This is a genomic window from Candidatus Hydrogenedentota bacterium (assembly GCA_012730045.1).
GTDB lineage: Bacteria > Hydrogenedentota > Hydrogenedentia > Hydrogenedentales > CAITNO01 > JAAYBR01.
Map to the genome: position 1 here is coordinate 1 of JAAYBR010000045.1, position 11,175 is coordinate 11,175.

At 68.5% G+C, this 11,175-nt stretch carries 11 protein-coding genes; 2 read left to right on the forward strand and 9 right to left on the reverse strand.

Features of this window, described 5'->3' with window-relative positions; genetic code table 11:
• Positions 1–131 precede the first annotated feature (131 nt).
• From GXY15_04565 to GXY15_04600, 8 genes are all read right to left on the reverse strand, one after another.
• The gene (locus GXY15_04565) at positions 132–1,088 is read right to left on the reverse strand and encodes a rod shape-determining protein MreC (protein NLV40485.1); all 957 of its coding nucleotides are present in this window, start codon (positions 1,086–1,088) and stop codon (positions 132–134) included.
• A 57-nt stretch (positions 1,089–1,145) separates the two neighbouring features.
• On the reverse strand, positions 1,146–2,165 hold the full coding sequence (locus tag GXY15_04570) for a rod shape-determining protein (GenBank protein NLV40486.1): 1,020 nt from the start codon (positions 2,163–2,165) through the stop codon (positions 1,146–1,148).
• Positions 2,166–2,627: 462 nt separating this feature from the next.
• Complete coding sequence (locus tag GXY15_04575) at positions 2,628–3,539, reverse strand: hypothetical protein (GenBank protein ID NLV40487.1); 912 nt, start codon at positions 3,537–3,539, stop codon at positions 2,628–2,630.
• A gap of 28 nt (positions 3,540–3,567) precedes the next feature.
• On the reverse strand, positions 3,568–4,758 hold the full coding sequence (locus GXY15_04580; protein ID NLV40488.1) for a type II secretion system F family protein: 1,191 nt from the start codon (positions 4,756–4,758) through the stop codon (positions 3,568–3,570).
• A 16-nt stretch (positions 4,759–4,774) separates the two neighbouring features.
• Positions 4,775–5,386 (reverse strand): hypothetical protein, encoded by a 612-nt coding sequence (locus GXY15_04585; GenBank protein NLV40489.1) that lies wholly within the window; start codon positions 5,384–5,386, stop codon positions 4,775–4,777.
• Positions 5,383–6,003, reverse strand: coding sequence for a type II secretion system protein (locus GXY15_04590; GenBank protein ID NLV40490.1), 621 nt, complete (start codon positions 6,001–6,003; stop codon positions 5,383–5,385). Before GXY15_04590 ends, GXY15_04585 begins: the two co-directional genes overlap by 4 nt.
• Complete coding sequence (locus GXY15_04595) at positions 6,000–6,482, reverse strand: prepilin-type N-terminal cleavage/methylation domain-containing protein (GenBank protein ID NLV40491.1); 483 nt, start codon at positions 6,480–6,482, stop codon at positions 6,000–6,002. Before GXY15_04595 ends, GXY15_04590 begins: the two co-directional genes overlap by 4 nt.
• A gap of 821 nt (positions 6,483–7,303) precedes the next feature.
• On the reverse strand, positions 7,304–7,630 hold the full coding sequence (locus tag GXY15_04600) for a hypothetical protein (protein NLV40492.1): 327 nt from the start codon (positions 7,628–7,630) through the stop codon (positions 7,304–7,306).
• Between the two features lie 334 nt (positions 7,631–7,964).
• Between GXY15_04600 and GXY15_04605 the strand changes: the two genes are divergently transcribed.
• The gene (locus GXY15_04605; GenBank protein ID NLV40493.1) at positions 7,965–8,384 is read left to right on the forward strand and encodes a hypothetical protein; all 420 of its coding nucleotides are present in this window, start codon (positions 7,965–7,967) and stop codon (positions 8,382–8,384) included.
• Positions 8,381–8,773, forward strand: a complete 393-nt coding sequence (locus GXY15_04610) for a hypothetical protein (GenBank protein ID NLV40494.1) — start codon at positions 8,381–8,383, stop codon at positions 8,771–8,773. Before GXY15_04605 ends, GXY15_04610 begins: the two co-directional genes overlap by 4 nt.
• 252 nt (positions 8,774–9,025) lie before the next feature.
• On the opposite strand, the gene GXY15_04615 is transcribed toward GXY15_04610, so the two are convergent.
• A complete protein-coding gene (locus GXY15_04615) occupies positions 9,026–10,852 on the reverse strand; it encodes an ATP-dependent DNA helicase RecQ (protein NLV40495.1) in 1,827 nt (608 codons plus the stop codon).
• Between the last annotated feature and the right edge of the window lie 323 nt (positions 10,853–11,175).

Here is an 11,175-nt window from a genome sequence, read left to right on the forward strand (position 1 = left end):
CATCACCAGCACGAGGTCCGGCATCACCCCCTCCAGCCGGAGCAGCTCCGGCCAGTTGGTCTGGAACAGCGCGAAGAGCACCGCCCAGGCGAACCACCACAGGTTCCGGCCGATGGACCCGCCCCGCCACCTCACGGCGCGTACCTTTCCTGCAGCGGGCGCGTGTCCGGGGTTTCCGGCGCGCGCGACGCGGCCGCGTCCGGCGCGGGCGGCAGGTCCAGAAAGTCGCCCGCGGGGCCGCCCACGTATTCGGGGTCGTCCACCGCGCGGCGGATCAGAAACACCTCGTCCACGGCGTAGGGGTTCACGGCGGGAACCACCTCGGCGCTCTTCCACAGCGCGCCCCCGTCGTGCACCGCGCCGATGCGGCCGATCAGCAGCCCCGGGGGGAAGAGGCTCTCCGGGCTCGTGACCACCACGTCCCCCGGCCGGATGTCCTCCTTCATGTCTATGTATTCCATGGTGCAGATGCGGTTGAAGTCGCTGCCGTTCGCCTGCACCACCCCGTCGTAGGCGCGCACCCGGTTCCGCAGCACCATCGCGCCGATGCGGCAGTCCACATGGTGCAGCGTCGCCACCGTCGAGGTGAAGTCCGCCGTCTCCGTGACCACCCCCACCACGCCCTGCGGGCCCACCACGCAGGTGGCCGGGCGCACGCCGTGGCGGCTGCCCCGGTCAATGCGCAGCATGCCCTTGTAGGTCTCCAGGATCGCGGCGGGCTCCAGCGTCAGGCGCGGCGTCTCGCGGAGGTAGCGGGCCATCTCGCGCAGCCGCGCGTTCTCCCGCTCCAGCATGGCCAGCCGCGCCGTGTCCAGCTTCAGCTTCGCCGTCTCCTCCCGGAGACGGGCGGCCTCCGCCAGCGCGCCCTGGTAGTCGGAAACGTAGCGGTAGGCGCTGCCCAGGCGGTCCGCCGCCGCCTTGCGGGCCTTCTGGAAGGGGTAGGCCGTCGTGGTGACCACGCGCATGACCCCGCGCCGCACGAGGGAGGATTCGGTGCCCCGGACGAGCGACACCGCGCACGCCAGCACCAGGGCCGCGAGCACGACCACCGGCCGGTGCTCGCTCAGTATGCGCCCAATGTTCAGCAACGGGGGGATTCTCCACGCGCCCGCGGGCCGGGGTCCGGCGCGGGCGCCTCAGGCGCGTCAGACTTCTTCGGGCTTGAAATGCTTCAGCTCCTCCAGGAACTTGCCGCCCCCCAGCACCACCGCCCCCAGCGGGTCCTCCGCCACCGTCACATGCAGGCCCGTCTCCTTGTGGATCAGCTCGTCCAGCCCGCGCAGCAGCGCGCCGCCGCCCGCCAGCACCACGCCCCGGTCCACGATGTCCGCCGACAGCTCCGGCGGCGTCCGCTCCAGCGTCACCCGCACCGCGTCCACGATCGCGCTCACCGGCTCCTGCAGCGCCTCGCGGATCTCCTCCGACGTGATGGTGATCACCTTGGGCAGCCCCATCACCTGGTCCCGGCCCTTCACCTGCATCTCCAGCTCCTCCTTCAGCGGGAACGCCGACCCGATGGCGATCTTGATGTCCTCCGCCGTCCGCTCGCCCACCATCATGTTGTAGGTGCGCTTCAGGTGCTGGATCACCGCCTGGTCCATCCCGTCGCCCGCCACGCGCACCGACTTCGCGAACACGATCCCGCCCAGCGAGATCACCGCCACCTCCGTCGTCCCGCCGCCGATGTCCACGATCATGCAGCCCTGCGGCTCCTGCACCGGAAGCCCCGCCCCGATCGCCGCCGCCATCGGCTCCTCGATGATGTACACCTTCTTCGCCCCCGCCTGCACCGCGCTCTCCACCACCGCGCGCCGCTCCACCGCCGTGATTCCCGAGGGCACGCTCACCGCCACCCGCGGCCACGCCAGCCGCCGGCGGTTGTGCACCTTGTGGATGAAGTAGCGGAGCATCACCTCCGTGATCTCGAAGTCCGCGATCACCCCGTCCTTCATCGGCCGGATCGCCACGATGTTCCCCGGCGTGCGGCCGATCATGTGCTTCGCCTCGTTCCCCACCGCACGCGGAAGCCCCGTGTCCTTGTTGATCGCCACCACCGACGGCTCGCTCAGCACGATGCCCTGGCCCTTCACATACACCAGCGTGTTCGCCGTGCCCAGGTCAATGGCCATGTCATGCGAAAACAGGCCCGGGAGATAACGGAGTATTCCAAACACAATGCGCCCTTTCAGCAAAACGCGCCGCCGCCGCAGGCGCGGCCGCGCCGAGTGCAAATCTAAATCATGGAAAGTAAAGGACTTAACGGGTCCCCGCCGGAGGGCCGATTATACCAGAAAACAGGGGGAAATCCAAACCTCCGCCCCACCGCGCCCCGCGCCGCCCAAACCCGCCGAAACCACGGCAAGGCAACGGCCCGCACCCCCCGCCCGGATGACACCCGCCCCCGTCCGTCACCCCCCGGGCGAAGAGGGCGCGGCAAGCAGCGCCCCTACGTGCGCATGCCCAGGGCGCGAGCATGTAAGGGGCGCCGCTACCTGCCCATGCCTGGGGCATGCGCGAAAACACCGGAATCACCGCCCGTAGGGGCGCCGCTTGCCGCGCCCTCTTCGCAGACATGGTGACCACGGTCCAACCGACGGCCATGCCTCATCGGCCGACGTGCATGAAGGTCAGCGGGCCGGTGTTTCCGCCGCGGCGGGCGCGGGGGCGTACCACTTCGCGTAGCACTGGTCAATGGCGTTGCGGAGCATGCGCTGGTGGGTGGCGGCGCTGGGGTGGATGCCGTCGCCGGCGAAGGTGCGGCCGGCGAACTCCACCCGGTCAAACGCGGCGTCGGGCATGGGGTAGTCCGGGTTGCCGCCGGGGAAGGGCGTGTAGTCGGGCGGGCCGCCGGGGGCGGGGGCGCCGGGGGGCGTGTTGAGGGCGTGTTGGGCGAGGCCGAAGTTGTGGACGTATTCGCAGCCCTCGATGCGTTTCGCCATCTCCATCTTGCGCCGCTCGACGGCGATGAGGCAGTCGTTCACCTGGCGCTGGGTCATGCCGTCAAAGGTGAAGCTCTGCCCGAGCAGGGCGAGCACCTCGCGGGCCGTGTCAGGGTTGAGGTAGTCGTAGCCGCCGATGACGACATGTTTCACCTGTGGCTGCTCCAGGCAGAACCGCACGATGGTCTCCACGTCCGCCGCGATGCTGTCCCACTCCTTTTCGCGCTGCTCCTCCGTCCACTCGGTGCACACGTTCCGGTCCTTGATCCGGCCCAGGATGTCGTTGCCGCCGATGATCAGGTGGATGCTGTCCACGGTGGGGTAGTGCCGGAGCTCCGACAGAATCTTCCGCTGGTACTCGCGGGTGGCGAACTGGTCGGCGCGTTTGCCGCCGAGGGCGGTTTTCTCGCCCACGCTGGTCACGCCGGGGATGCCGGCCCCGGCGAGCGCCGCCTCCATGACGCGGCCCTCCCAGATCCCCTGGGCCCAGCTGTCGCCCACGATCAGGATGCGCTCATCGCCCCGCGCGCAGGGAGCGCACGCCGCGAGGTAAACGCCCAGGGCGGCGAGCACCGCGCCGAGAAACACGCGTCGCACCATGGGGGGCCTCCTGCGGGCGGGGGCGGCGTCAGACGCCGGCCGTGTTGCCCAGCTGGTCAATCATGTTGATGAGGGGCAGGAAGAGGGAGACGAACAGCACGAGGACGGCGACGCCGATGATGACGGTGAAGACGGGCTGCAGCGCCTCGCCGAGCCCGGCGACGGCGATGTTCACCTCCTCCTCGTAGATGTCGGCGATCTGCCCGGCCACGGCGTCCACGCGGCCGGACTCCTCGCCGGTGACAAACATGTCCACCACCACCTCGGGGACGGCGCCGGAGGCGCGCATGGGCTGCTCGAGCCCGCCGCCCTGCTCCACGGAGCTGCGCATGTCCTGGAGCGCGCCGGCGACGAAGCGGTTGTGGATGGCGTTGCGCGTGAGGTCGAGGCTGGACATCATGGAGAGGCCGCTTCGCAGCAGGAGGCCGAGGGTGCGGCACATCTCCACGACGGCGTTCTTGTGGATGATGGGCCCGATCAGGGGGATGCGCAGTTTGGCCCGGTCGGCGGCGAGGCGGCGCAGGGGGCTGCGCACGAACCACAGCCGGTACGCGAAGACCACGGCCAGCAGGGCGGCCACGGGCGCCCACCACCCGGCACGGACCACCGCGGCCGCCGCGATGAGAAAGCGCGTCGGCCCGGGGATTTCCAGCCCCGCCCGGCCGAAGAAGTCGGCGAACACGGGCACCACGAAGGAGGAGATGACCAGCATCGCGCCGAAGCACGCGACCACCAGCAGGACGGGGTAGATCATCGCGCCGCGCACGCGCCTGCGCAGCAGCTCCCGCTTCGTGCGGTAGTCCACGAGGCGGTGAAGGACTGTGGTGAGCGTGCCGCTGGCCTCGCTCGCCTTCACCAGGCTCACAAACACCGTGTCAAAGTGGGCGGGATGCCCGTCAAAGGCCGTCCACAGCGGGTTGCCCTGCTCCACGGACGCCGCAATGTCCGCCACCAGCGCGCGCGCCGCCGGACGGCTGCCCCGCTCCTTGAGCGTGTTCAGCGCCTTCAGGATCGGCACCCCCGCCTCCAGCAGCATGATGAGCTGCCGCAGGAACACCGTCACGTCCGCGTGGCGCACTCCGCCCGAGGTGGCGAAAAATCCCGCCGGACCGCCCTTGGCCCCGCCCGAAACCGCCGCCGGCGCGGCCTTCTTCCTGCGTCCCAGCACGCTCCCCTTGCGGGGGGTGTCCTTTTCCTTGCCGCCGGATGTGTCCGCCATGGGAATCAGTCCTCCGTCACCGCGGGGGGGCCGCGTAGGGTTCATCCGTTCCATTCCAGTAGACAAACGAAGTCCCGCCGCCGTCCACCAGCGCCACGGCCTCCACCGCTGCGGGTGTCCGGTCCCGTTCGCCTCCCGCCGCCGCTTCCACCAGCGCCGCCCGCGCCGTGATGCGGAAGATCCGCCCCTCCGCCGGGGCAATTCCCCGGACGGCGTCCGCCGCCGGGTCGTCCGCCGCACCGGCGGCCGGGTCCATCTCCGCCATGGTCAGGCGCACGCGCACAAAGGTGTCGGGCAGGGGCTGCGGTGTCAGCGCGTTCCCCCCGGTTCCCCGGCCCGTCCGCGTGAGCGCCTGCACGGGCATCCGGAGCGTCCGGTCCGCCAGCCCGTCCAGCCCTCCGCCCGCCGCCAGGGTCCGCCGCAATTCTTCCGCCGCGCCGCGCACGGCCCCCGCCGCCGCCTCCTCCGTGCGGGCCTGGCGCGCGCGCAGGACGGCCGCGTCGTCCTCCAGGGTCATGGCGCGCACATAGGCCGCCCCCAGCACCGAGAAGAGCGCCAGCATGCCCAGCGCCATGAGCAGCGCCGCGCCGCGGCGGTTGGTTCCGGTATGTGGGCGCGGAGCGTTCATTTCACATGCAGCTCAAAGGTTGCGGTGCGGCTCAGGCCGGCGCCGGGGTCCGCCGGGTCCGCCATGCCCAGCGACACGGCGACCCATTCGGGCGGTTCCGGGGCGTTCCAGCCGCAGGTCATGTCCGGCGGATCGCCGCACATGACGCTCATGCTGAACACCCCCTCGGCGACGACCACGGAAGTCCCCGCCTGCGTGTCCGCGTCCGTGCCGCGCACCCTGCGCAGCAGGCGCGGCAGGGCCGTGTGGCGGTCAATCTCATACGTCACCACGGCCCGCTCAAAGCCCCCCGTCGCGGCGTTCTTCTGGACGATGGGAAAGGTGAGCTTGTCGTCGTTGGCCGCGGCCTCCGCCGCGCCGAAGGAATGGCGCGTCGTCTGGCACACGGACGAGAAGGCGCCCGCCCCGGTCCGGGGGGAAAGCATCCGGTCCAAGTCCTCCCGGATCGCGTCCAGCGCCGCCGAGGCCTGCGTGTCCAGCCGCTGTGTCCGGATGGCGGCGGTCCAGTGGTCCGCCACGCGGAAAAAGGCTGTCACCCCGATGGTGGACACCACCCCGAGCAGCGAAAGGGTCACCAGCAGCTCCATCAGCGTGAATCCGGCGCGGCGGCGGGTCATTGCGCGGCCTCCCCGTTCGCCGTGTCCGGCACCCAGGCGGTCAGCACGACGGCGGGGGAAGTCCCCCCGGCCCGCACGACCACGGTGACCTCGCGCACCGGCAGCGGGTTGTCCGGCGCGGGCTTCTGGACGAAAAGCCGCCAGGCGTACCGGCTGTGCCGCGCCTCCATGCGCTTCTTGGCCGCCTCCCCCGGCAGGAGCACCCGGGGCGGATTTGCCTGCGCCTTCCTCTCCGCCGGCAGCGCCACCTGCTGGAGACCGTCGCCTTCCGGCCACGGGTAGTCTCCGGGGTTGCGGGCCACATCGTCCAGCACCGACCGGGCGAGGTCCAGGCACGCCGACCGGTCGCGGGCATTGCGCGAGAGCGCGAGCGCCATGTCAAAGAAGCCGACAAAGACGGCCACGCCGACACTGATAACGGTCAGCGCCACCAGCATCTCAAGCAGGGTAAACCCCCTCCGCCGCCGAAAGAACGGCACCGATGAGAGGTTTTCCGCTGTGCCCGGGTGATGCATGAGTGTTCTGCCCAAACGCTTTCACAATCCTGCCGACGCCATCATAGGCAAACCCGCCCAAAATGTCAAAACGGGCGTTGGTCCGCTGATTGCCGGATAAGACGTTGTGAGAACCGAAGCCGTGGCGGGCACGAGATCGCCGCAGTCGCTGCGCTCCTTCGCGATGAGTTGGTATAAGCGGTCATTGCGAGCCCCAGACCGCCCCCGGGCGGGGATGTCGTTGAAGAAAGGCGTGTCAGGCATCAGATGTCGCGCGAGCCCCCGCACGTCCCTGGCGGGTCCGTCTGTTATGTGGAGTGCGGTGGCAGAGCGAAGCGGCGACACCGCTTTTCCCGGGGATGACCCATGCCGCACCCCTCCCGGCAGCTCTTTTCCGGGAACCAAAGCGGCGTCGCTGCCGCCGCACTCCAAAAGGAGACGCCGCGTGCCCCTCCCGTCTCGCCACGGCTTCGGCTCCCTCCATCGCCCAAACCGCGCGCCCCCTGGGCTCGCCAAGCTCCAGCTTGGCCTCTTGGGTTCTTCCGCGCGGGCCTGTTCGATCCGTGCTTCCCCGAAAGCCAAGGGGAAGCTTGGCGATCCCAGGGGCGCGGCCTCTCCAGCGAATCCGGTACTTTCTCAGCAGGAGGCCGCCCCGGCCGACGCGGCAATCTCTTGTCGGAAAGCCCCGGAACTCTCCGCATCTCATGGGTGAGTGAGCGCCTTTGACGGTGCCGGTGCTGTCATTGCGAATCCACGAGGCGTGCCTCTTCTCGAATTGTTGTCCGGTGGTTTGCATTTTCCGGCGGTCAGCCCCGCGGGCGGTGGGGGTCGTCCAGCCGCTGCTGCTCCGCCGCCAGAAGGGCCTCCAGGGAGGCGCGGGTCTCGGCGTGGGCCGGGTCGTCCGCCAGATTCCGCTGGTGCGGCGCAGGCCGGGACCCCGTCAGCGCCGTCACCGCCTCCGCATGGTGCTCCTCCAGCAGCTCCAGCGGGTTCTCCCGCAGGTTGAACAGCTGCGTCCGGCGCACGGACCCCTCCAGCACGTCATATTGGATGAGCTTCCAGTCCCCCCGCTTCACGCAGCGCATGCCCGGCTTCGTGCCGCCGCAGTAGGCCCCGTACAGGACCTCGCGCACCGTGTCCGCCCGTCCTCAAGAACCCGCGCCGCGAACACTGTGCCATCATTCCGTCTCCCGGTCCGGCCATGCCGGCAGTATGGGCAACCCACCCCCGGGCAGACACCTCCCCGCCACGGTGGAGGGGGGGCTCTTCGCGGCTCTGTGTCTCCGTGTGAGCCGCTCCGGAAGATACAGCGCGGAGGCCGCGGAGCCGCAGAGACCGGCCGCAGAGGAAAGCAGCCCATTGGCGCGGCGAGGATTGACATTGCCTGCATACTATGATAGCCTGCGGGTGGAAAGGCCGGGCCGTGGACAGCGCATTTTCGTCTGCGGTACCCTTGGGGACATTGCGGTGAGCACGACGATGAACACGAACGCCCTGCGGCTGGGGGTGAGGGGTCAGAGCGGGTTCCGCTTTGACAATGTGTCGGTCCATGCGCGGTCGCTGAATGCGGCGAAGAGCACGACCTATGCCTGCAACACGTCGAACCAGCTCGCGTCGAGCGTGACGAACGGCACCACCACCAATTACGCCTATGACGCCTGGGGACGGCTGCTCACCCGCACTGCGGGCACCGCCTCCGCCTCCTACGCCTACCGGGGTGACAAGCTCAAGCAGGTCACCTCCACCTTCCCCGGCGAGGCGTCCTCCGTCGCCATGAACTACGACGGCCTCGGCCGCCGCCGCAACCGCATGGCCAACGGCATCAACGTATTTGATTGTTGGTTTCTGGGAAGATGCCATGTTTGGTTCAGGGAGGTTCTGAGATGAAATTGATTCTTGGCACGGTGGTAGGGGTGGTTCTTCTTTTTGCCGCATCATCCTGCAGCGTTGGGATGGTGCATAATATCTCTTTGGTAAACGGGCTATATTTGGATGAGGTGGATGGACTGTGGATAATCTTAAAAGAGAAGAATAGGGGAATTGATGTCGTGTTGGGCCCGAACGTGATCGAGTATGGAGTTGTAAGCCGATATGTGTACGGTGTCTTGGCAGAAACCGGGGGCGAGTCCAAGGGATATAGACACGGGAAAGGATATTTCGTGATAGATTCTTCCGACCTAAAGATTCAAAAAGACATGACAAAGTCTGAGGTAGAACAACTATTGCGCAACGTTGCTGGAGAGGGGGAACCAATCGTATACAAGCGCGTTTCGTAGAGAAACAGGGGACGGTCCGCAGATTACGCAGATGTGCGCAGATGGGGAGGGTGGGGAGCCTGGGAACGCCGATCTCCCGATCGGCATTTGTGAAGACCGGCCAATCAGGAGATTGGCGTTCCCAGGGAGGCTTGTCTTTCTTCTCTCCGCGGCTCCGTGGCTCCGTGTGAGTCCCTCTGGAAAAAGAACAAATACGCGGACGGTCCGCAGATTACGCAGATGTGCGCAGATGGGGGATAAGAGGGGCCGGGTTTACTGCCCGTCGAGGTAGGCCTTGATGGCGTGGACGAACTCGTCGCCGAAGGCGTCGGCTTTTTTATGTCCCACGCCGCTGACCTCCAGGAAGGCTTCGCGGGTGGTGGGCTTGCGCCGCGCCATGTCGCGCAGGGCCGCGTCGCTGAAGATGATGAAGGGGAACACATGCATCTCCTCCGCCTTCTCGCGGCGCAGGCGGCGCAGTTCCTCGAACAGGACCGGATCGTGGGGCTCGACGTCGGGCCGTACCTTCGGGGCCACGCTCTTCCGCGCCGCCGGTTTGGCGGCGGTTTTGCGGACGGGCCCGGGGGCCGGTTCGGAGAGAAAGGGCGTCGCCTCGCCCCGGTGGAGTTCGGTGCCGGGGCCCGTGAGGCGCAGGATGTTGTACTCCCCCTCCTTGCGGAGGAAGCCCTGCGCGACGAGCTCCTCAATCCAGCCGCGCACGGTGCGCGGGTCGTGCCCCTTCAGGAGGCCGTGGGACGGCAGGCGGTGGTGGTCCTTGTTCAGGACGCGGGCCTCGCGGGACCCCGTCAGGATGAGGCAGGTGTAGTTCGGCCCGGCCATCCCCTGGAGGTCGCAGATGGCGGAGGTGATGTACCGTCCGATCTCCTGGGCGTCCTCCCGGCCGGCGATCTCGCCGAGGCACACGTCGCAGGCGCCGCAGTTGCCCTTTTTATGCGGCTCGCCGAAGTACTCCACCAGCGCCTTGTGGCGGCAGACCGTCTGCTCGCAGTACCGGGAGATGTCCTGGAGTTTCTTCAGCGCCGTTTCCCGGCCCTCGCCCTCGCCCTTCTCCACGATGCTCCGCCAGAGCTGGTAATCCGCCGGGGAATGGAGCAGCGTGCAGTCCGCCTCCAATCCGTCGCGCCCGGCGCGCCCCGCCTCCTGCTGGTAGTGCTCCACCGACTTGGGCATGGCGGCGTGGATGACATAGCGCACGTTCGACTTGTCAATGCCCATGCCGAAGGCCACGGTGGCCACGATGACATCCGCCGTCTCGTTGGCGAAGGCCTCCTGGTTCTTCCGGCGGTCCGCCTCCTCCATCCCGGCATGGTAGGGCAGGGCGCGGTATCCCGCGGCGGCCAGCCGCGCGCACAGGGACTCCACGTCGGCGCGGCGGATGCAGTAGACCACGCCCGACTCGCCGGGGTGCGCGTCCATGAGCCCCCGCACCTGGGCGAACATGTCCGTCCGCCGTTGGACCCGGTAGCGCAGGTTGGGCCGGTCGAAGGAGCCGACCAGCAGTTCCGGGTCGCGCAGCTCCAGCTCCTGGAGGATGTCGCGGCGCACGGCCTCGGTCGCCGTGGCCGTGAACGCGTGGACCGCCGCGTCCGGGAACACGGCGCGCAGGCTTTTCAGGGCGCGGTATTCCGGCCGGAAATCGTGGCCCCAGTGGCTGATGCAGTGGGCCTCATCCACCACGAGGAACGAGACCCCCGCGTTCTTGAGGTATTCCGCGAACTCCGGCTGCACGATGCGCTCCGGGGAGACATACAGCAGCTTCAGCTCCCGCCGCTGGATGGCCTGGTGCGTTTCCCGCCGCTCCTGGGCGTTCATGGTGCTGTCAATCTTCGCCGCGGGCACCCCGTTCGCGCGCAGGGCGTCCACCTGGTCCTTCATCAGCGACAGGAGGGGGGAGACCACCACGGCCATGCCCTCCACGGCCAGCGCGGGCGCCTGGAAGCACAGCGACTTGCCGCCCCCCGTCGGCAGGACGACCAGCGAGTCGCGCCGGTTCAGGGAGCAGGCCATGGCCTCGCGTTGCAGGGGCAGAAAGGTGTCGTATCCCCAGTACTGTTTGAGAAGGGCGTCAAGACGTTCCATGGCCGCGAAGTATACCAGCGCCGCCCGGTCCGCCGCCCGCCGCGTTCCTGGGGTGCCCGGATCGCAGGATAAGACATCTTGAGAACCGAAGCCGCGGCGGGCACGAGATCGCCGCAGTCGCTGCGCTCCTTCGCGATGACGCGCGTTTTCGCGGTCACTGCAATGACGTGTGCCTCCGCGTCATTGCGGTGACGTGTGCCCCCGCGTCATTGCGGTGACGTGTGCCTCCGCGTCATTGCGGTGACGTGTGCCCCCGCGTCATTGCGGTGACGTGTGCCCCCGCGTCATTGCGGTGACGTGTGCCTCCGCGTCATTGCGGTGAC

Bases quoted from the DNA above. Each gene is read 5' to 3' on its own strand.
- GXY15_04575 (NLV40487.1), bottom strand. From the start codon at position 3,539: ATGGTGCGACGCGTGTTTCTCGGCGCGGTGCTCGCCGCCCTGGGCGTT.
- GXY15_04580 (NLV40488.1), bottom strand. From the start codon at position 4,758: ATGGCGGACACATCCGGCGGCAAGGAAAAGGACACCCCCCGCAAGGGG.
- GXY15_04585 (NLV40489.1), bottom strand. From the start codon at position 5,386: ATGAACGCTCCGCGCCCACATACCGGAACCAACCGCCGCGGCGCGGCG.
- GXY15_04590 (NLV40490.1), bottom strand. From the start codon at position 6,003: ATGACCCGCCGCCGCGCCGGATTCACGCTGATGGAGCTGCTGGTGACC.
- GXY15_04610 (NLV40494.1), top strand. From the start codon at position 8,381: ATGAAATTGATTCTTGGCACGGTGGTAGGGGTGGTTCTTCTTTTTGCC.
- GXY15_04615 (NLV40495.1), bottom strand. From the start codon at position 10,852: ATGGAACGTCTTGACGCCCTTCTCAAACAGTACTGGGGATACGACACC.